Annotated in this window: 18 protein-coding genes and 1 riboswitch; of the genes, 9 read left to right on the forward strand and 9 right to left on the reverse strand. The window is 67.7% G+C overall.

The window, feature by feature from the left end; all coding sequences use genetic code 11:
* Positions 1 to 3: 3 nt before the first annotated feature.
* Positions 4 to 867 carry an alpha/beta fold hydrolase gene (locus A9X04_RS21165; protein ID WP_067924613.1) on the reverse strand — a complete coding sequence of 288 codons (864 nt, stop codon included), beginning with the start codon at positions 865 to 867 and terminating at the stop codon, positions 4 to 6.
* 123 nt (positions 868 to 990) lie between these two features.
* Here A9X04_RS21165 and A9X04_RS21170 point away from each other — a divergent pair, with 123 nt between their 5' ends.
* The 3 genes from A9X04_RS21170 (at position 991) to A9X04_RS21180 (ending at position 3,723) form a co-directional block, all read left to right on the forward strand.
* Positions 991 to 1,464 (forward strand): VOC family protein, encoded by a 474-nt coding sequence (locus A9X04_RS21170; protein ID WP_067924616.1) that lies wholly within the window; start codon positions 991 to 993, stop codon positions 1,462 to 1,464.
* Between the two features lie 111 nt (positions 1,465 to 1,575).
* Complete coding sequence (locus tag A9X04_RS21175; RefSeq protein ID WP_067924618.1) at positions 1,576 to 2,481, forward strand: alpha/beta fold hydrolase; 906 nt, start codon at positions 1,576 to 1,578, stop codon at positions 2,479 to 2,481.
* Complete coding sequence (locus A9X04_RS21180) at positions 2,482 to 3,723, forward strand: WS/DGAT domain-containing protein (RefSeq protein ID WP_067924619.1); 1,242 nt, start codon at positions 2,482 to 2,484, stop codon at positions 3,721 to 3,723.
* On the opposite strand, the gene A9X04_RS21185 is transcribed toward A9X04_RS21180, so the two are convergent.
* Complete coding sequence (locus A9X04_RS21185; RefSeq protein WP_067924620.1) at positions 3,724 to 4,338, reverse strand: winged helix DNA-binding protein; 615 nt, start codon at positions 4,336 to 4,338, stop codon at positions 3,724 to 3,726.
* The gene (locus A9X04_RS21190; protein WP_231985789.1) at positions 4,335 to 5,987 is read right to left on the reverse strand and encodes a pyruvate, phosphate dikinase; all 1,653 of its coding nucleotides are present in this window, start codon (positions 5,985 to 5,987) and stop codon (positions 4,335 to 4,337) included. The genes A9X04_RS21185 and A9X04_RS21190 overlap by 4 nt, the downstream gene beginning before the upstream one ends.
* A gap of 140 nt (positions 5,988 to 6,127) precedes the next feature.
* Between A9X04_RS21190 and A9X04_RS21195 the strand changes: the two genes are divergently transcribed.
* Complete coding sequence (locus A9X04_RS21195; protein ID WP_067924626.1) at positions 6,128 to 6,637, forward strand: DoxX family protein; 510 nt, start codon at positions 6,128 to 6,130, stop codon at positions 6,635 to 6,637.
* Here A9X04_RS21195 and A9X04_RS21200 read toward each other — a convergent pair.
* From A9X04_RS21200 to A9X04_RS21210, 3 genes are all read right to left on the reverse strand, one after another.
* Entirely contained in the window at positions 6,621 to 7,061 is a 441-nt protein-coding gene (locus A9X04_RS21200) for a hypothetical protein (RefSeq protein WP_231985786.1), read from the reverse strand. The two genes, A9X04_RS21195 and A9X04_RS21200, sit on opposite strands and share 17 nt — an antisense overlap.
* Before the next feature lie 93 nt (positions 7,062 to 7,154).
* Entirely contained in the window at positions 7,155 to 7,481 is a 327-nt protein-coding gene (locus A9X04_RS21205; protein WP_067924694.1) for a hypothetical protein, read from the reverse strand.
* A 103-nt stretch (positions 7,482 to 7,584) separates the two neighbouring features.
* On the reverse strand, positions 7,585 to 8,949 hold the full coding sequence (locus A9X04_RS21210) for an FAD-dependent oxidoreductase (RefSeq protein ID WP_067924629.1): 1,365 nt from the start codon (positions 8,947 to 8,949) through the stop codon (positions 7,585 to 7,587).
* 118 nt (positions 8,950 to 9,067) lie between these two features.
* On the opposite strand from A9X04_RS21210, the gene prpD reads away from it, so the two are divergent.
* A complete protein-coding gene (gene prpD / locus A9X04_RS21215) occupies positions 9,068 to 10,576 on the forward strand; it encodes a 2-methylcitrate dehydratase PrpD (RefSeq protein ID WP_067924630.1) in 1,509 nt (502 codons plus the stop codon).
* Between the two features lie 65 nt (positions 10,577 to 10,641).
* Here prpD and A9X04_RS21220 read toward each other — a convergent pair whose 3' ends face one another.
* Positions 10,642 to 10,878, reverse strand: a complete 237-nt coding sequence (locus A9X04_RS21220; RefSeq protein ID WP_067924633.1) for a hypothetical protein — start codon at positions 10,876 to 10,878, stop codon at positions 10,642 to 10,644.
* 121 nt (positions 10,879 to 10,999) lie between these two features.
* On the opposite strand from A9X04_RS21220, the gene A9X04_RS21225 reads away from it, so the two are divergent.
* On the forward strand, positions 11,000 to 12,724 hold the full coding sequence (locus A9X04_RS21225) for a DUF3556 domain-containing protein (RefSeq protein WP_067924636.1): 1,725 nt from the start codon (positions 11,000 to 11,002) through the stop codon (positions 12,722 to 12,724).
* A 34-nt stretch (positions 12,725 to 12,758) separates the two neighbouring features.
* On the opposite strand, the gene metE is transcribed toward A9X04_RS21225, so the two are convergent.
* Positions 12,759 to 15,038 (reverse strand): 5-methyltetrahydropteroyltriglutamate--homocysteine S-methyltransferase, encoded by a 2,280-nt coding sequence (metE, locus tag A9X04_RS21230; protein ID WP_067924639.1) that lies wholly within the window; start codon positions 15,036 to 15,038, stop codon positions 12,759 to 12,761.
* A gap of 132 nt (positions 15,039 to 15,170) precedes the next feature.
* A riboswitch (cobalamin riboswitch) is annotated at positions 15,171 to 15,366 on the reverse strand.
* A 562-nt stretch (positions 15,367 to 15,928) separates the two neighbouring features.
* Positions 15,929 to 16,573, reverse strand: coding sequence for an SDR family oxidoreductase (locus A9X04_RS21235; RefSeq protein WP_067924642.1), 645 nt, complete (start codon positions 16,571 to 16,573; stop codon positions 15,929 to 15,931).
* 156 nt (positions 16,574 to 16,729) lie between these two features.
* On the opposite strand from A9X04_RS21235, the gene A9X04_RS21240 reads away from it, so the two are divergent.
* The 3 genes from A9X04_RS21240 to A9X04_RS21250 all read left to right on the forward strand — a co-directional run bounded on the left by A9X04_RS21240 (position 16,730) and on the right by A9X04_RS21250 (position 20,745).
* Entirely contained in the window at positions 16,730 to 17,722 is a 993-nt protein-coding gene (locus A9X04_RS21240) for an AraC family transcriptional regulator (protein WP_067924645.1), read from the forward strand.
* 166 nt (positions 17,723 to 17,888) lie between these two features.
* Positions 17,889 to 19,517: a GMC family oxidoreductase gene (locus A9X04_RS21245; RefSeq protein WP_082962599.1), complete on the forward strand. Its 1,629-nt coding sequence runs from the start codon at positions 17,889 to 17,891 to the stop codon at positions 19,515 to 19,517.
* A 22-nt stretch (positions 19,518 to 19,539) separates the two neighbouring features.
* A complete protein-coding gene (locus A9X04_RS21250; RefSeq protein ID WP_082975147.1) occupies positions 19,540 to 20,745 on the forward strand; it encodes a cytochrome P450 in 1,206 nt (401 codons plus the stop codon).
* Position 20,746 lies beyond the last annotated feature (1 nt).

A 20,746-nucleotide genomic window follows, 5' to 3' on the forward strand; every position in this document is an offset into this window, starting at 1 on the left:
GATTCAGTGGCGTTTGACGAACTTGACCACGGCGTCGCTGAACGCGTCGTTGTCGTCGCCGGCCGCGGTGTGCCCGGCTTTGGGCAGCTCCACGAACTCCGCGCGCGGAACGCTGGCCAGGAAGTGCCGAACTCCTTCGGGGCTGACGACGTCGGAGAGCTTTCCGCGGATCAACAGCACGGGAATCGACAGGTTCTTGGCGGCCTGTTCGAACTTCTCCGTGCGCAGTTCGGGATCGTCCCCGGGCTTGGTCATGAACGCCGGGTCCCAGTGCCAGTACCAGCGGCCGTCGCGCAGGCGCAGGTTCTTCTTCAGCCCCTCGGGGCTGCGCGGCTTGTCCCGGTACGGGAGATAAGCGGCCACCGCGTCGGCGGCCTCCTCCAGCGAGTCGAACCCGTCGAGGCCGCTGATCATGAAATCGCGGATGCGGGCGCTGCCGCCCTTCTCGAATCGGGGCACCACGTCGACGAGGACCAGTCGGGTCACCACCGCCGGCCCCGCCCGGTGGGCGGCGAGGATGCCGGTCAGTCCGCCCATGCTCGCGCCGATGATCATCACCGGCCGCCCGATCGCCTCGATCACCCGCAGGACGTCGGCCGTGAGGGTCTCGACGTCGTAGTCGGCGTTGGGCGCGCGGTCGCTGTCGCCGTGCCCGCGGCTGTCGAGCGCCACGACGTGCAGGCCCTCGTCGGCGAGGGTTTGGCCGGTGTTCTTCCAGGAATGGCGGTTCTGCCCGCCGCCGTGCAGCATCAGGACGCTGGGCCGGCCCGCGCCGTCGGTCCCGCGATTCCATTCGTCGGCGACCAGGGTGATCCCGCCTGCGCCGGAAAACTCGACCGTCTCGGGGCTGCTGGTGACGGTGCTCATGCGACCTGACGTTACATAGCGCGTATATGCACCTTTCGCCGGGTCGACGGCGCGGTGAGTTTCCGGCTCCGCCGGGGTCTATCCGGTGACAACACCACGAGTGAAACAAGGAGGCCGCGGCCAATGCCATCGATCACCCCGTCGTTGTGGTTCGACCACGACTTGGAGGAGGCGGCGAGGTTCTACACCTCGATCTTCCCCAACTCGCACATAGAGGGCTTCAACCTGACCACGGAGGCCGGTCCCGGCGAACCGGGCACCGTCCTGTCCGGCAGTTTCGTTCTCGACGGCACCCGCTTCATCGGCATCAACGGCGGCCCGCACTTCCGGTTCGACGAGGCGGTGTCCTTCACCATCCACTGCAAGGATCAGGACGAGGTCGACTACTACTGGGACCGGTTGACCGATGGCGGCGAGGAGTCGCAGTGCGGCTGGTGCAAAGACCGCTTCGGCCTGAGCTGGCAGATCATCCCGGACCGGCTCTACGAGTTGATCGGAGATCCCGATCGGGCCCGCGCCGCGGCGGCCACTCAGGCGATGTATGGCATGCGAAAGATCGTCATCGACGACCTGGACCGAGCCGCCGCCCAGGTATAGCGAAACCCCTTGCCGCATTGGCAATTTGACCGCTTGTGGCATGTGGTCGGTGCGTATTCGACCCGCACGCGTTAGGTTGGTCCCTGCGGACGCGCCGAGCAGGGAGTCAATATGGGTGAACCAGGCTGGATCGACGTGCCCAGCCCGGCTGGGAACCTGAAGGCACTCACCTGGGGGCCACGCGATGCCCCCATCGCCTTGTGCCTGCACGGCTTCCCGGACACCCCCTACGGATTTCGCAGGATCGCCCCGCCGCTCGTCGGGGCGGGCTGGCGGGTGGTGGCGCCCTTCATGCGCGGGTACGCGCCGTCGTCCATTCCCTCCGACGGCAGCTACCACGTCGGCGCGATGATGGACGACGCACTGCGGGCGCGCTCGGCGGCGGGCGGCACCGACCGTGACGTGGTGATCGGCCACGACTGGGGGGCGATCGCCACCACCGGTCTGGCCGCCATGCCCGACAGCCCGTTCACCAAGGCGGTGATCATGTCGGTGCCGCCCTCGGCGTCCTTCCGTCGCAAGGCCGGCGCCGCCGAGCGGGGTCGACTGGCCGCGCACCTGGCGCGTCAACTGCTGCGCAGCTGGTACATCATGTACTTCCAATTGCCCTGGCTGCCAGAGCATTCCGCGTCCTGGGTGCTGCCGCTGCTGTGGCGGCGGTGGTCGCCGGGGTACCGCGCCGACGAGGACCTGCGCCACGTCGACGCCGCGATCGGGACGCCGGAGAGCTGGCGGGCGGCGCTGGGCCCCTACCGCGCCACGATCCGCAACACCCGGCCGCCCGCGCAGTATACCGAGCTGAACGAGCTGTGGACCCAAGAGCCCGTGTGGCCGTGCCTGTACCTGCATGGCCGCGATGACGGCTGCATGACACCGGCTTTCGCCCGCTGGGCGGAGAAGGTGTTGCCGCCGGGCAGCGAGGTGGCCATCGTCGAACACGCGGGACACTTCCTGCAGCTCGAACAGCCCGACAAGGTCGCCGACCTGGTGCTCGGGTTCATCGGCTCGCCCGGCTGAATGCCCGCGCAGCGGATGGCCGCCGTCGATGCGCAGTTCTATTGGATGTCGGCCAAGATCCCCAGCGACGAGTTCTTGCTGTACGCCTTCGACGGCGAACCCGCGGACTACCTTGCCGCCGTCGAGCACCTCTGCGGCCGGGCGCGCGCCTGCCCGGCGCTGACGACGCGGGTGCGCGACGGAAACCCGCTGACCTACCCGAAGTGGGTGCCGGCGACCGTTACACCGGAGCGGGTGGTCCGCCACGACCTCGACGACCAGACCTGGGCCGGCTGCCTGGCGGCGGTCGTCGCGCTCGCCGACGACCAGCTCAACGTGCACCGCACACCCTGGCGGGTGCACGTCTTCACCCCGGTGCTGGGCATCCCCGGCGTGACCGGCCCGGGCAGCGTGACGGTCATGCAGGTCGCGCACGCGCTGGCCGACGGGGCGCGGGCGTCGGCGATGGCGGCCTGGCTGTTCGGTCGGCCCGCTCCCGTGCCCGCGGTCCGACGGCTGCGGAGCGGATTCTTGCCGTGGCGAGCGGCCCAGGCGGCCCGAGCCCACCGCGAGCTCCAGCGCGACACCCGTGCCGGGCTCCTGGCCCCCGGGCCCGGTCCTCGACCCCTGCTGCCGACGAACACGCGTCCCGGGGCGGCCCGCTCGGTGCGCACGCTGGTGCGACGTCGCGATCAGCTGCGCGGCCCCACGGTCACCGTGGGCGTGCTGAGCGCGGTGTCCACCGCGCTGTCCAGCCTGCTGGGCGATGTCGCCGATACGCTGGGCGCCGAGGTCCCCATGGCCAAACCCGGTGTACCGCATGCACACAACCACTTCGGCAACGTCGTCGTCGGGCTGTACCCGAAGCTGGGATCGGATGCCCGCGCCGAGCGGATCGCCGCGGAGCTGGCCAATGGCCGGCGTCGCTTCGCTCATCCGGCGACGCGTTACGCCGACCGGGCTTTCGCGGCCGTGCCCGCACCACTATTGCGTTGGGGCATAGCACAGTTCGACGCCGACGTCCGTCCGTCGCAGGTGTCCGGCAACACGGTGGTGTCCAGCGTTCACCGCGGAACGGCCGACCTGGCCTTCGGGGGCGCCCGGGTGGTCCTGACGGCCGGCTACCCGGCGCTGTCGCCGGTAATGGGGCTGACGCACGGCGTGCACGGCATCGGCGACACCATCGCGATCAGCGTGCATGCGGCGGAGTCGGCCGTTACCGACGTCGACGCCTACCTGCGGCTCCTGGACGCGGCGCTGTAGCTATTGCGCGTCGCCGGATCTGGCCGCTTCCTCCCGCGTCAGGCCCACGGCGGAGATCAGCTCCTCGTGCAGTTCGAACCACACCGTGTGGTAGGAGTCGATGAGCGGCCGGGTCAGCCAGGCCGTCTCGCCGGCGTGCGCTTTCCCCAGCGCCACAGCCAGTTTCGCCGAGTAGGCGGCCAGCCGCGGCAGCTGGGCTGCGGCCGCATCGATGATCGGCAGCACCCGCGCGTGCACATCGTCGAGCCGGGCCAGCACTGCCGCGTCGTATTCCGCGTCGTCGTGCGCGTTGGGGCTGCCACCCGGGCCGCCCTTGAGCTGCCAATCCGTGACCACCGCCTTGAAATCGGCGTTGACCGGGCGAAAGTCGGCGTAGGCGGCTGCGAGCGCGGAGTGGTCCGCGTGCCGGCGTTCCTCGTCGAGGAGCGATGCGAGCCTGTCCCGCCCGCTGGGGGTGATCCGCACCGTCGCGCCGTTGGCGAGCAGGCCCGCCGCGGTGAGCCGTTCGACGACCGCCGTCACTTGGGCGAGCTCGGCGTCCAATGTCGTGGCCAGGTCGGCGGGGCGCACCCGGCCCTTCAGCCGAACCGCCTGCAGCACGCCCAATTCGGTCATGAGGTGGTCCCGCTCGCCAGGCGCAGCGCGGTCAGCATGACGATCAGCGGGGTGGCGGAGACGACGTCGGTGTGCCCGTCGTTCATGGCCATCGCGACGGCGGCCGGCGTGGTGTCGCCCAGCCGCGGGTGGTCACCGGAGGTGTGGGCGCGCAGCGGGCTGAGTCGCCGCGCGATGTCGGCCAGCTCCCGCAGTTCGGGTGTGTCGCTTTCCGACCATGCGGACAGGCTCAGAATGCCCTCGCGCACTTCGCCTTCGGCGCCGTCGACGGTGATCAGCCTGCCGGCCAGCGACGCGGCGACACCCTGGCCGCAACCCACCACGGCCACCCGTCCGAGTTCGCGACTGACCACCGCGGCGTGGCTGGCGGCGCCGCCGACCTCGGTGACGATCCCCTGCGCTGCCAGCATCCCCGACACGTCCTCCGGCCTGGTGTGGTCGCGGACCAGGATCACCGGCTCGCCGCGTTCCGTGGCATCGAGTGCCTCGTCGACGTCGGTGTATGCCTTGCCCGACGCGACCCCCGGGCAGGCGGGTAACCCCTTGGCCAAGAGCCGTGCGGCGAAACGTATTTCGGGCTGCAGGGCGGGCTGCAGCAGCGTCCGCACGTGGGCGGGGGTCACCCGGCGCAGCGTCTCGGCGTCGTCGATGAGTCCCTCGTGGCGTAGCTGCAGCGCCAGTCGGACCGCGGCCTGCGCCGAGCGCTCCGCGTCCCGTGTCTGCAGCAGCCACAGCTTGCCCTGCTCGACGGTGAACTCGATCTCTTGGACGTCGGAGCCGAGTCGCTCCAACCTGCGCGCGGCGTCCATCAATTCGTCGTACACGGCCGGCTGCTCGTCGCGCAGGGCGGTGATCGGCTCGACGTCCACCGAACCCGAGACCACGTCATCGCCCTGCCCACCGGGCAGCCATTCGCCGAAGGGCGCGTTGTCACCGGTGATGGGGCTGCGCGAAATAAGAACTCCCGCACCGGAGTTGGGGCCGCTGTTGCCGAACACCATCGCTTGGACGACGACCGCGGTGCCGCTGCGGTCGTCGGCGCCGGAGTGGGCGCGGTAGGCGACCGCGCGGGGCGAGTTCCACGAGGCGAACACCGCCTCGATGCCGGCGCGTAGCTGCGCGTAGGGATCGGCGGGCGCCGCTTGGTGTTCGTCTCGGAGTTCGTTAAGGCCGACGATGCGCCGGTACATGCTTTCGAACCGCCGGCGGGTGTCGTGGGCGAAGGCGGCGGCACCGGCGGCGGTCAGTGCGCGCTCGACGTCGTCGTTCATGCCGAGGTCCAGGATCGTGTCCATCATGCCCGGCATCGATTGGGTGGCCCCCGACCGCACGCTGACCAGCAAGGGGCGTGGGCCCCGGCCGAACGTGCGTGAGGTCTGTGCCTCCAGCCAGCTCATCCGGTCGAGCACGTCGTCCCAGATCGAGTCCATCGCCGCCCGCGGATCGGCCAAATAGCGCAGGCCCACCTCGGTGGTGATGCAGAACGCGGGTGGCACCGGCAGACCGTGCCGGCGCATCATCTCGATGCCGTGGCCCTTGTTGCCCAGCAACTCCCGGGGGTGACTTGCTGTGCCGTCGAGTAACACCACGGATTGCGCGTCAGAAGCGGCCCCAGACGCGCCGTGGGGGGCGCCGCTGCCTCGTGCGATACGCGCCGTGGTGCACCCCCTTGTGATCTGCTGCTGATCGGCCAACGTCGGAACGCCCGCAATGTTCCCACACGAATCTGCGCAGTTAGCTGCGCGCCGCTCCTGTTATGCCCTCCGCCCCATGATCTAGGTTTGCAGGTATGACTCCCTACGACGTCGGGCTACTGATTCTGCGGCTGGTGTTGGGCGTGACGTTGGCCGCGCATGGTTACAACAAATTCTTCGGCGGCGGCCGCATCCCCGGCACCGCGCGCTGGTTCGAAAGCATCGGCATGAAGCCCGGCAAGTTTCACGCCACCGTGGCCGCCACCACCGAGATGGCCGCAGGGCTGGGCCTGGCCGCCGGCCTGCTGACACCGATCCCCGCGGCGGGATTCGTGTCGTTGATGCTGGTCGCGGCCTGGACCGTGCACCGGGCCAACGGCTTCTTCATCGTCAAGGAAGGCTGGGAGTACAACCTGGTCCTGGCGGTCAGCGCCGTCGCCGTCGCCACCCTGGGCGCCGGCAAGCTCAGCCTGGATTACGTGGTCTTCGGCCACAACTGGATGGACGGCTGGCACGGCCTGCTGATCTCGGTGGTGCTCGGCCTCGCCGGCGCGATCGGCCAGCTGGTGATCTTCTACCGCCCGCCCGCTAAGCAGGCCGGTTAGCTACGGGTCGTCTCCGGGCGACGCTGAGCACGGCGCACACCACCAGCACGCCAGTGGACACGGCTTCGGCGACCAACGCCGAGGTGTTCAGCACTTCTCGGTCCGGGACCAGCGATATGCCCAGTTCTTGCTTGGCATCGCCGGCCAGTACCGCGGGATACACCAAACACAAGACAGCGCTGCCGAATGCGACGACCGCGCATCCGCACGCGACGAGTCCGAGCACCCGCACCCTGCTCGCGCCAAGCAGCGCGCCGCCGGCGGCGATCGAGGCGATCAGCAGGACCCAGCCCGGCGTTCCGTTGATCAGGCCGCTGAACAGACCGCCATAGTGTTCGCCATACTCGCCGATGTAGATGCCCAGACCGTCCCAGCGAACGGGCAAGCCCAACGGGCTTACATCGACCCATGGCAGAAGCGTCAATGCTGCGGACGCTGTGGCAGCTACGACGCCCACTACATCGATTGCACTGGCGCGCACCCGGTTTCCTTTCGTCCGTTCGTCAGCCGACGCCCGTCATGAGTTGGGCATGATCTCAACAGGATTTGCGCCGAAAGGCTCGATGACAATGCCCACGTCCTTCATCAGCTCGATCGAGCGAGTAGTTTCGAGGACTCGCTGTACGTCACCCTCGAGAATCATGTAGGCCGCGCGATTCATTTTTTCGTAGAAGGCGATGAGCGACTCCTTGCTGCGGAAGACCGGAAAGAACTGCATTTCGCCGCGTCCGAGGAGAAACAGCTTTTGGTTGCCGTCCTTTGTGTTGCCAAAAGGGGTGGAGTAGTAGACCTTGGCCTCACCGGCAGCTTGCGCGGGGTGAGTGTTCTTCCTGAACAGGCCCACGGCGTCTCCTTCACGGCGGTGCTGCCGGTCTGCCGGCCAGTGCGACATTACCTCCAAACTTATGGTCAGCGGCTGACCGCTTGGCGCAAGAGATTTGGCCCGGCTAGGTGACCGCGGCGGTCTCGGCTTCGCGGACTTCCATCGCGGCGCGCTCGCCGGAGCGGATCGCGCCGTCGATCCACCCGCACATGACGGCCGAGCTCTCCGTCCCGGCCCAGTGGACGCGACCACACGGCTCGCGCAGGGTGTAGCCGAATTCGGTCAGCACGCCGGTGGGGGCGTGGCCGATCATCCCGCCGCCGGAATAGCGCTCGGTCGTCCAGTTCTGTTCGTGGTACTCCCGCGGCGTTCGGGCCTTCTCGCCGAACCGGTCGACCAACTCGCCGACGAGCGTCGCCTTACGCTCGGCTTCGTTGAGCTTCGTCAACCGACGCGCCGCGGGCCCTTCGGTGATGACGCACATGACGCCGGGGTCGCCGGTGTCGGTGCAGGCGTCGATGGTCAGGGTGGCCGGTGATCCCGGTGCGGCCGACTGACCCGACAGCCCGTCGGCGCGCCAGAACGGCTCGTCGTAGACGATCGACGTCTTGATGACCGCGCCGCTGGGCATGCGCTGGTGCAGCATCGCCCGATCCACCGGCAGCATCGGCTCGTAGACGATCGAGGAGGCGATCGCCAGCGGAATGGCCACGATGACCCGCCGTGTGCGCACCGTCAGGTCGGCCGCGCTGACCGTGACGCCGTCGGCGTCCTGCGCGATCTGGCGCACCGGCTGCGAAAGGTGCAGAGAGTCGCCCAGTTCGGCCCCGATGCGACCGTAGATGGCGCCCATGCCGCCGACCGGGCGGGCGTCCTGGGCGCCGCCTTTGCCGGAGATGACGAAGGTGGGGCCGCCGCCGGAGCCCATCTGCGCGAGGCACCAGAGCAGCGACGTCTCCGATCCCGCCGAGGTGTAGGTGCCGGCCAGCGCCATGTCCAGCATCTCGCGGGCCGCCTTGGACATCGTGTTCTGCTCGATCCATTCCCCCACACTGATGCGATCCCACTCGTCGGCCTGCTTGGCGTCCCAAGGTGCCTCGCGCGGAAGGGATTTGGCCATGTTTTCGATCGACATCAGGCCCACACCGAGGTTGGCGACCGCCCACGGGCTCATCGTCCACGGAATGGTGCCCCCGTAGCGGTGCTTCTTGCCGTCGACGATCATCATGGCGTCGCCGTCGTGGTGCTGTTTGTACTCGGACACCCCGAACTCGTCCATCAGCGCGTAGATGCGGTCCTGTCCCGGCCCTATCCACGCGCCGCCGCGATCGATCCATGTGCCGTCGGGCAGGTACTCGGTGAAGGTGCGGCCGCCGACCCTCTCACGCGCCTCCAGCAAGGCCACCGAATGGCCCGACTGTTTCAACCGCAGGGCGGCCGTCAATCCCGCGAATCCCGCTCCGACCACGCAATAATCGACCTCTGACATGGCTGGCTCCTCAACCTAGGCACCGCCTCAGCAGCAAACTACACCTTGCCCGGCGCGGGTGTCGGTGGGTTAACGGAGATTTCCGGACGCGTTCTCGCCACCCATAAGGTTCGGGTTTGTGTTGATGCATACGGTGCGGACGCGGCGCAGCTCCGACGACTTCCCGCGCGCCCAACACCTGGCGGCGAAGATCGCCGCCGTCGCCGTCGACCCGGTCGCCGTCGAGCCCGAGACCGCGGAGATGGTGGCGAATCGGATCATCGACAACGCGGCGGTCAGTGCGGCCGCCGTGCTGCGCCGGCCGGTCACCGTGGCGCGGCAGCAGGCGCTGGCCCATCCCGCGTCCCGGGGGGCCAGGGTTTTCGGCGTCGACGGAGCCTACTCGGCCGAGTGGGCCGCCTGGGCCAACGGCGTCGCGGTGCGCGAACTCGACTTCCACGACACGTTTTTGGCCGCCGAGTACTCCCACCCCGGCGACAACATCCCCCCGCTGGTCGCGGTCGCCCAGCAGCTGCGGCTGGGAGGCGCCGACCTGATCCGCGGCCTGGCCACCGCCTACGAAATCCAGATCGACCTGTCGCGCGGAATCTGCCTGCATGAGCACAAGATTGACCACGTCGCACATCTGGGCCCGTCCGTGGCCGCCGGAATCGGAACCATGCTGCGGCTGGACACCGAGACGATCTATCAGGCGGTCGGGCAGGCGCTGCACCTCACCACCAGCACCCGCCAATCCCGCAAGGGCCTGATCTCCAGCTGGAAGGCGTTCGCCCCCGCGCACGCGGGCAAGGTCGCCATCGAGGCCGTGGACCGCGCGATGCGCGGTGAGGGATCGCCGGCGCCCATCTGGGAGGGGGAGGACGGGGTGATCGCCTGGCTGCTGGGCGGACCTGAGCGCGAATACCGTGTGCCGCTGCCCGCTCCCGGCGAGCCCAAGCGCGCCATCCTGGACAGCTACACCAAGGAGCACTCGGCGGAGTATCAGAGCCAGGCGCCGATCGACCTGGCGCGGCGGCTGCGGGCATGCGTCGGTGACCTCGACGAGGTGGCCACGATAGTGCTGCACACCAGCCACCACACCCACGTCGTGATCGGAACGGGATCGGGGGATCCGCAGAAGTTCGACCCCGACGCGTCACGGGAAACGCTCGACCACTCGCTGCCGTACATCTTCGCCGTCGCGCTACAGGACGGCAGCTGGCACCACGAACGCTCCTACGCTGCGGAGCGGGCCCACCGGCCCGACACCATCCGACTGTGGCGCAAGGTCTCCACCGTCGAGGACCCGGAGTGGACCCGCCGCTATCACGCGGCGGACCCGGCCGCGAGGGCGTTCGGGGCGCGCGCCGAGGTCACCCTGAAGAGCGGTGAAGTGATCGTCGACGAGCTGGCCGTGGCGGACGCCCACCCGTTGGGCGCGCGGCCGTTCGAGCGGCCGCAGTACGTGCAGAAGTTCACCGAGCTCGCCGGCGACGTGGTGGAACCGGCTGAGCGGCAACGGTTTCTCTCCACCGTTGATGCGCTGGCCGATCTCCGAGCCGGCGACCTGGACGCGCTCAACGTGCGGGTCGATCCGCGGGCGCTCGAACGGGCGCCGGTGATCGGCCCGGGAATCTTCGGTGAGTGAAATCGGTTGTGCATTCACGGCTTTGAGTGTGCAACCAAGGCGGGAATTGTGCGGATTTCTCGCCCTCAGCGCACACTGAAGCCCTGGGCTGCATAGCCCGGCCCGCCGTATTGCCACACCAGGTCGTGGGCGCCGGTCATCGTGGGGTTGCACCACATCGTCCTGTTGTTGGCGTCCTGGGCGGTCGCGTGCAGCACCGTGCACGCGTCGCCCGGCGCGGGCGCGTCGGCCCGGGCGACCGGTGAGACGGCGGCGACGCCGGCCAGCACCGCCGCCGAGCCGAGGATTCGAAGTCTGCTCATGGTGGCGTCTCCTCATGCCATGCCGACCCGCCTCCACGCTATCCGGCGCCCGAGTAGCAGGCAAAGGTTCATTGCGCGGCTTGGGTCCCGCCCGCCCAGAGCGCGTTCTAATCTGACCACCATGGGATTTCTCAAGCCCGAGCTGCCGCAGCTCGACATGGCCGAGTGGAACACGGGCACCCGAAGCGAAAAGATCCGGCCGATGGCCAAGCACTGGGCCGAGGTGGGCTTCGGCACGCCGGTCGCGCTGCACCTGTTCTACGTCCTCAAGATCCTGCTCTACATCCTCGGCGCCTGGTTGTTCGCCTCGGCGACCAGAGGGTTCGGCGGCTTCACCAACGTCGCCTCGTGGTGGTCGGAGCCCATCGCCTTCGAGAAGGTCGTGCTCTACACGATGCTGTTCGAGGTGATCGGTCTGGGCTGCGGGTTCGGGCCGCTGAACAACCGGTTCTTCCCGCCCATGGGCTCGATCCTGTACTGGATGCGGTTCGGCACCATCCGCCTGCCACCGTGGCCCGACCGGGTCCCGCTGACCAGGGGAACCAAGCGCAAGCCGATCGATGTCGCGTTGTACGCGCTGTTCCTGCTGGTGACGCTGAGCGCGCTGTTCGCCGACGGCACTGGGCCGATACCCGAGCTGGGCACGACGGTCGGGCTGCTGCCGACCTGGAAGATCGTGCTGATCCTGCTGCTGCTGGGCGTGCTGGGGCTGCGCGACAAAGTCATTTTCCTGGCCGCCCGCGGTGAGGTCTACGCGACCATGGCGGTGACCTTCCTGTTCGGGGGCGTCGACATGATCGTCGCGTCCAAGGTGGTGTTCCTGGTCATCTGGATGGGCGCCGCGACGTCGAAGCTCAACAAGCACTTCCCGTTCGTGATCTCCACGATGATGTCCAACAACCCGTTGGTGCGGCCCCGATGGCTGAAGCGGCAGTTCTTCGAGAAATTTCCCGACGATCTGCGGCCCGGGCGGCTGTCGCGATGGCTGGCGCACCTGAGCACCGCCATCGAGATGCTGGTGCCGCTGCCGTTGTTCTTCTGCCACAGCGGCTGGCCCATCACGGTGGCCGCCATCGTGATGGTCTGCTTCCACCTGGGAATCCTGCTCTCGATCCCGATGGGCGTGCCGCTGGAGTGGAACGTCTTCATGATCTACGGCGTGCTCGCGCTGTTCGTCGCGCACGCCCGCCTAGGCCTGCGCGACCTGAGACACCCCGTGGCGGTGGCGATACTGTTCGTCGTCATCGCGGGAATCGTGGTGCTGGGCAACCTGTTTCCCCGCAAGATCTCGTTCCTGCCGGGAATGCGGTATTACGCCGGGAACTGGGACACCACGCTGTGGTGCATCAAGCCGTCGGGCAACGACAAGATCACCCGGGGCATCGTGGCGATCGCGAGCATGCCGCAGGCCCAGCTGGAGCGGTTCTACGGCAGCCCGGAGGCCGCCCAGATCCCGCTCTACATGGGATATGCGTTCCGCGGGTTCAACACTCACGGCCGCGCGTTGTTCACCCTGGCGCACCGCGCGATGGCGGGCCAGAACGAGGACGACTACATCCTCATCGACGGCGAGCGCATCTGCAGCACCGCCATCGGCTGGAATTTCGGGGACGGCCACATGCACAACGAGCAGTTGATCGCCGCGCTGCAGGAACGCTGCCACTTCGAGCCGGGCGAGGTGCGAGTGGTCCTGCTCGACGCCCAGCCCATCCACAAGCAGACCCAGGCCTACCGGCTGGTTGACGCGGCGACTGGTGAGTTCGAGCGCGGCATCGTCCGGGTCGCGGACATGGTGACGCGGCAGCCGTGGGCCGACGACGTTCCCGTGCAGGTGCTTTCGGAATAGGGGTTACGCTCGCGGACCAGATGGGATGAGGACCCTAGGCCCCGGCCCGGACCTCCTGCGCCGCGGCAACCATGTTCTTCAGCGACGCCGTCACCTCGTCGGGGTTGCGGGTCTTCAGCCCGCAGTCGGGATTGACCCACAGCCGTTCCGCCGGCACTGCGCGCAGGGCCGCGCGCAACGACTCCGCCATCTCCTGCGTGCTCGGCACCCGCGGCGAGTGGATGTCGTAGACGCCCGGGCCGACGCTGTTGGAGAAGCCGGCCGCGTTCAGGTCGTCCAGCACCTCCATGTGCGAGCGTGCCGCCTCGATGGACGTCACGTCGGCGTCCAGGTCGGCGATGGCCCCGATCACCTCACCGAACTCGGAATAGCACAGGTGGGTGTGGATCTGCGTGGAGTCCGCGACCCCGGAGGTGGCCAACCGGAAAGACCCTACGGCCCAACGCAAATACTCCTCCTGCTGGGCGCGGCGCAGCGGCAGCAGCTCCCGCAGCGCCGGCTCGTCGACCTGGATCACCGCGATGCCGGCGGATTGCAGGTCCACCGTCTCGTCACGGATGGCCAGCGCCACCTGGTTGGCGGTGTCGGCCAGCGGCTGGTCGTCGCGGACGAACGACCACGCCAGGATCGTGACCGGGCCGGTCAGCATGCCCTTCACCGGTTTGTCGGTCAGCGACTGGGCGTAGGTGATCCACTCGACGGTCATCGGGTGGGTGCGGATGACGTCGCCGTACAGGATCGGTGGGCGCACGCAGCGGCTGCCGTACGACTGCACCCAGCCGTTCTGCGTCGCGAAGAAGCCCTCCAGCTGTTCGGCGAAGTACTGCACCATGTCGTTGCGCTCCGGCTCACCGTGCACGAGCACGTCGAGCCCGAGCTCCTCCTGCAGCTTGACGACGTCGGCGATCTCCTTGCGCATCCGTTTCTCGTACTCCGCCTGGTCGATCTCGCCGGCCCGCAGCGCGGCGCGCGCCTTGCGGATCACGGCGGTCTGTGGGTAGGAGCCGATGGTGGTCGTCGGCAGCGGCGGCAGATGTAGCCGCTCATCCTGGCTGGCGCGGCGCGCTGCCGCCGCACCCCGGTGGGTGCCCGACGCGACGATCGCGTCGATGCGGGCGCGTACCCGATCGTTGTGCAGCCGCGGATCGCTCCGACGCGAGGCCACCGCGGCAGTGGACGCCGCGATCTCGTCGGCGACGGCGTCGCGTCCTCCAAGGTCGCTGCGCAGTGCGCGCGCGAGCGTCACCACCTCGGCGACCTTCTCCTGCCCGAAGGCCAGCCAGCTGCGCAACGCGTCGTCGAGTCCGGTTTCGGGCTCCAGCGAGTAGGGGACGTGCATCGTCGAGCATGAGGTCGAAACCGCCACCGCGGCAGCCGAACCCAGCAAGTGGGACAACTTGCCGAGTGCCGCCTCCAGATCGGTGCGCCAGATGTTGCGTCCGTCGACGACACCGGCCACCAGGGTCTTGCCGGACAATTCGGGTATGCCCGCCACCCCCGTGCCGGTGCCGTAAACCAGGTCGACGCCGATCGCCTCGACCGGGGTGCGGGCCAGCCCGGCCAGGGCGGCGCCGGGGTCACCGAAGTAGGTCGCGACAAAGATTGCGGGCCGGTTCGCGACGTTGCCCAGCGCGTTGTACGTGGCCTCGGCCAGCGCGGGAGCATCGGGGGAGATGTCGGTGACCAGCGCCGGCTCGTCGAACTGCACCCACCGCGCGCCGTTGTCGGCGAGCAGGGACAACAGTTCCGCATAGATTCCCACCAGCTCCTCGAGCCGCTCGATGGGGGCGGCCGAGCCTTTGACGCCCTTGCTCAACAGCAGGAACGTGATCGGTCCGATCACCACCGGACGGGCCGGAATCCCTTGACTGAGCGCCTCTTTCAGCTCGGACAGCACCTTGTCCGGGTTCAGCGAAAAGGTGGTCGCGGGCTCGATCTCGGGCACCAGGTAGTGGTAATTGGTGTCGAACCACTTGGTCATCTCCAGGGGCGCGACGTCGGAGTTGCCGCGCGCGGCGGCGAAGTACCGGTCCAGATCGTCGGACACCCGTGCGGCACGGGCGGGCAGCGCCCCCAGCATCACGGCCGTGTCCAGCATCTGGTCGTAGTAGGAGAAGGTGTTCACCGGAACCGAGTCCAAGCCGGCATCGGCCAAACCTTTCCACATGTCGCGGCGCAAGGTGGCGGCGACGTTTTCGAGTTCGGCCCGGCTGGTTCGTCCGGCCCAGTAGCCCTCGGTGGCGCGCTTGAGTTCGCGCTTCGGCCCGATGCGCGGAGAGCCGATGACGGTGGCGGTGAATGGTTGAACGGTCACGATGCGGTCCTATCGATCAGCGGGGTGGTCACCGCCAGAGGACGCGCAGCCGATCCGCCGCGGTGCACCTTCCGCACACCGCAACGCCTTCAGCAGAACGCCCATTCCACGAGGCGGTGAGCCGCCGGACGCGGCGCGCCCGGCACGGCTGGCAGGTCTTCGGACTCGCAGGCGCACACCGGTCGGTGTTCCTACTGGCCGTCGCTTCCCAGTCTTGCTGAGACCAGTGCTTGGTGACGGCGGTCGTTCCTGCATACCGCTGCGGGACAGTCCCGGACTCACACCGGGTTCCCTCTCGCGAAGCGTTACTAACGTGCTCCGCTCGATGCCGTCGCCTCGCGGCCACGGCAGACCAGCTGCGTTGCGGAGTTTACAGCGTCGACTATCAGAGCGAGGCCCTGGCGCTCAACGCGTCTCGAGGTGAGCTGTGACTGACCGTCTGTTAACGTGCCCGTTAGTTATCGGCCGGGGCCGTCCGAACTGCTACACGTGCTGTCGCCACTGTCGCCACCGGCGGCAGTCCGCCGCGGTCGCGCGGGGCTTTCCAGAGAGAAGGGGAATCCCAACATGAAGGCGAAATTATTGGTGGCCATGTTCGGCGCGGCAGCGGCGATCTTGGCGGCCGGTGTTATGTGGACCGCGCCATCGGTCTCGGCTGACTCCGACTTCTGCAATTCGCTCCCGGCCAAGGACGCTCGCGATTGCAACTGCGGCTTCAACTTCGCCCCCGGCAGTCCGGAGCTTCAGCAGTGCCTGTCGGGGAACGCGGTTGCGCCCCGTCCCGCGCAACCTTAGGCGCCGGGCATCGACTGAGTGCGCGCGCCTCGGTTGTCACGTCGGCGTCGCGCGCGCTGGACCCAGCTCGAAAGGCCCCACGCCCGGAGCGGCGTTCACCGGTCAGCCAGCGCTTCGGCGATCGGCGTCTCGCCGTTGTTGAAGTCGATCGTTCGGCCGACGGTCGAGTCGTCCGCGAGCGCGGCGGCCACCACCAGCGCGACATCGGCCCGCGACACCTCCCCCTTGCCCTGCCCCAGCGCGATGCGGCCGGTGGCCGGTTCGAGCGTGAGCCGCCCCGGCCCCAGGACGGTCCACTGAAGATTGCTGGCCCGTAGCTGGGCATCCGCGACCGCCTTGGCCTGCGCGTAGTGGTAGAACGAATTCTCCTGCGGTACACCGTGGTCCGGCCCCGCGCCGAAGTAGGAGACCATGACGAATCGCTTGACGCCCGCCCTCGCGGCGGCATCGATCACCCGAATCGCGGCGTCGCGATCGACGGCGTAGGTGCGCGCCGGATTGCCGCCGCCCGCTCCCGCCGAGAAGACCACCGCGTCGTGCCCGGCCAGCAGGCCGGCCAGGGCGTCGGTGTCGAGCCGCTCGATGTCGGCCACCACGGGCTCGGCACCGGTGGCCGCGACGTCGTCGGCGTGGTCGGGGTTGCGGAAGACCGAACTCACCTCGTCGCCGCGGTCGGTCAGGATGCGGGCCAGCTGCAGCGCGACCTTGCCGTGGCCGCCGATCACGACGATTCGTGCCATGCCCCCGACGTTAGCGCTTGTGCCGCTCACAGGCCTTCCGGGTGGTGCGCCGCGGTGCCCAAATCGCGGGTTCGCCGGCTGACAACGACGCAGTGAACTGCTGGCCGTGCTCGGCCGTACTTGCAGAGGAGCGGTTTGTCGAACGAGAGAGGAACGATGGCAGGGGTAGCTTCCGATGGCGACGGATCGACCACCTTTCGCACCCGGTCACCGGAGCACGCGATCCATCTTTGTGAATCGGCGTTCCATCCCCACAAACTTCGACTGCTCGGTCCGTCGAAGGGTTTCGGCTTCACCCAACGACTCGTGCAGGCCGGATCGATCACGCTGGCCGACCTCACCTACGACACCGACGTGTCGCTCGCTTTCGCGGAGGGCCGCGACAGCTACTACATACACATTCCGATTCAGGGTTGGCTCGAGTCGCACCAACTTGGGCAGGAGCTGGTGTCATCTCCGATGACCGCGTCGGTATACCGCCCCAATGCCGACATGGCGGTGACCCGATGGCCCGGCGGCAGTCGTCATCTGGGGGTCAATATTGATCGACTAGTTGTCGACACTGCGCTTGAGACTCTCCTGGGCCGCCGGATCGAGGACGCCGTCGCGTTCGACCCGACCTTGCCGCTCACTGACGGCCCCACCCGGAGCTGGCTGAGTCAGCTTTTCTGGATCAACCGCGAATTGGCGCGCGCGGACAACCCGCTGCGGCACTGGGCCGTTCTGGACCGACTGGCGGAGAGCCTTGTCTACGGTCTCCTCCTGGTGGCAAACCATCCCCACCGCGACGAGTTGGACTCCGCGGTGCGGCCCGCCAGACCAGCAGCTGTGCGCGAAGCGATGGACATCATCGAAAGAGCACCGCAGTCGGCGTTGTCGACCGCGACGTTGGCGCGGCAATGCAACGTCAGCGTGCGGGCACTGCAGGAAGCCTTCCGGCGGCACCTCGGGATGTCGCCGATGGTTTACCTCCGTGTGGTCAGGCTCCGCCGTGCGCATGCTGATCTGCGTTCGGCGCATTCCTCGCAAACCACCGTCGCGGCCATCGCCGAGCGTTGGGGGCTCGGCCACCTCGGTCGGTTCGCCGCGGCCTACCGAGCCCAGTTCGGCGAGACGCCGGCCCAGACTCTTCGTGCTCGCGCCGACTAACGCGCTCTAGCCGGAAAACGTGGAGCGATAGCCGCGCAGCGCGCCCGTCCCCGCCGGACGTAGCCAGCGCTCACACCGGTGGTGTAGCCATGAAACATGGCTCAAATCAAGCGGTTTCGACGAGCGTCGATAAGCCGTCTTGCCGGTGCGAGGAGATGAAAACGAAATGACATCAGCGTCAGATGAAAGAGGCTTTCTTGCAGCGGTATTCGCGGACGGCGTGCACCGCAATCAGAGGCGACTTGCCGCCCGGCTGAAGCCGCAATACGACTTCATCGTGTGTGGCTCGGGCTCATCCGGCTCCGTGGTGGCCCGCCGGCTGGCGGAAAACCCCGACGTCAGCGTGCTGGTCCTAGAGGCCGGTGGCTGCGACGGCGGGCCAGAAATCAGGCAACCCGAGATGTGGCTTTCGAATCTGGGAAGTGAGCGCGACTGGAACTTCAACGCCGAACCGAATTGCCACTTGAACGGGCGGGCCATCCCGTACTCGATGGGCAAGGTCTTGGGTGGCGGTTCGAGCATCAATGTCATGGTGTGGGCACGTGGCCACAGAAACGACTGGAATTACTTCGCCTCTGAGGCCAAGGACCCGCAATGGAGCTATCAATCGGTGCTGTCCATCTATCGGGCGATCGAGGATTGGCACGGTGTTCCCGATCCAGAACGCCGAGGCACGGGTGGGCCGGTATACGTCGAACCCGCAACAGAGGCCAGCCCGCTCGCGCATGCAGGACTCGCAGCCGCAACCTCCCTCGGCATTCCGACCTTCACAAGTCAGAACGGTGATCTGATGGAAGGAGAAGGCGGCGCGTCGATCGTTGATCTGCGTATCCGGAACGGGTTGCGGCAGTCAGTCTTTCGCACCTACCTGTTCCCGGTGATGGACCGGCCGAATGTGACGGTTCTGACGAGCGCGTTGGTTACTCAAGTGGCGTTCGACGGCGGGCGCGCCACCGGCGTCGAGTTCCTACGCGACGGCAAGTTGCACCGGATCGAAGCGAAATCCGAGGTGGTTCTCTCGCTCGGAGCGATTCACACGCCCAAGGTTCTCATGCAATCCGGAATCGGCGACCAGAATGAATTGCAAACGCACGGTATTCGGGTCGTACAGCATTTGCCAGGCGTCGGCCGAAACCTCCAGGACCACCCGGGCTTCTCATGCGTCTGGGAGTACCGGGACCCGCTACCCTGGCGCAACAGCGGTGGTGAAATGACCGTCTTCGCCCGAAGCGACTCGGGTTTACGGACTCCGGACCTCCAGGCTTATCAACTCGAGTTTCCGTTCTCGAGCGAGAAGAACGCCGAGAGATTCGGCTTACCGGAGTCAGGCTGGAGCATGTATGGCGCAGTGGTGCGCCCGAAAAGCCGCGGACAGATTCGTCTGACCGGGCCCAACCCGGACGACCCGGTGCGCATCCACGCCAATCTCCTCTCGCACCCCGACGACCTGGATGCCGCAGTCGCGTGTCTCGAACTGTGTCGCGAACTCGGCAATTCGGCGCCTCTTCGTCGATTCAGCAAGCGCGAAGTCATGCCGGGGAGCCTGAACAAAGCGGACCTCGTGCGCTTTATCCGCAACGAGGCCACGACTTACCACCACCAGACATGCACGGCCAAGATGGGCCGGGACAGCATGTCAGTGGTCGATGGCTCCTTGAAAGTGTATGGCGTCGAAGGCCTTCGGATTGCCGACGCCTCCATCATGCCTCGGGTCACCACCGGGAACACGATGGCTCCCTGTGTCATCATCGGCGAGCGCGCCGGGCAGATTCTGCGACACCACCATGCTCTGTGAGTCGATTGGAGGGAAGTGAGGTATGAGTTCCACAACTATGGTGGACCTGACCGGTAGCTTCGCCACAGGGATGCACGAGGTACTCGCCGAGGCGGCGCGACAGGGACCGTTGGCTACCGACGAGATCACGGGCGCGACGGTGGTGTTGCGTCAATGCGACGTTGAAACACTGGCCCGCGACGAGCGGCTGAAGGGCATCGGGCTGGCCCTGTTCGACTTCATGGGTATCAGCGACGGCCCACTGCGCGACTGGTACAGCAGGCTGATGTTCACCACCGAGGGTGACTCCCATCGCCGCCTTCGGTCGCTGGTGTCCCGTGCCTTCACGCCGCGCTCCGTCGAGGGGCTGAGGTCGACCGCAGCGGGCATGGCTGCTGCCGCCATCGCTTCTGCAACGCTGGACGGGGGAGATCTGGTGGCGTCCTGCGCGGGGCTGGCAACCCGGTTGATCTGCCGCCTCCTCGGAGTCCCGGACGGCGATGTCGGCGCATTCACGCGATGGGCGGATGCCCTGAGCCCGGTTTTCTACGTGATGACACCCGACCAGATCGCGGGGGCGACGCGAGCGATCGTCGAGTTGCAGCGCCATATCGAGGCGCTGGCGCAGCGTCGAACCGAAGATCCCCGTCCCGATCTCATCACCGCCTTGCTGACCGCAGCGGCCGACGGTGACCGGCTCAGCCGCGACGAGACCGTGGCGATGATCGCGAATCTTCTTGTCGCCGGCCACGACACGACGGGCAGTCAGATACCGTGCAGCCTGCTGGTGGCGTTGCAGCACCGCGACCGCCTTGCCGGGGTAGCGGGCGACGACGTCCGGCTTGCCAGCGCGGTCGCCGAGACCATGCGCCTCGAGCCCAGCATCCCCCTCATTCCGCGCACCGCCGTCGAGCCGATTGACCTACACGGCACGACCATCCCGGCGGGATCGATTGTTCTGCTGTGCATCGCCTCGGCATGCCGTGACGCCGCTGCGTGGCCGTCGCCGGACCGCTTCGATCCCGAGCGGTTCATGCGTGCGGGCACGCCCCGGCTGATGAACTTCGGCGCCGGTGCGCACTACTGCCTGGGTACCTCGCTCGCGAAAGTCGTCGTGGAGGAGTGCGTACGGGCCCTGCTCGCCGCACGGCCCGCCCTGCACTTGGGGCAGGACCCCGCCGACATTGCGTGGCGCCGCATCCTCGGCCGCAGCCCGAAACGCCTACTCATCGGTGTCGACGCGAGCTAGC

It is taken from the genome of Mycobacterium sp. E3247, assembly GCF_001667785.1.
GTDB lineage: Bacteria > Actinomycetota > Actinomycetes > Mycobacteriales > Mycobacteriaceae > Mycobacterium.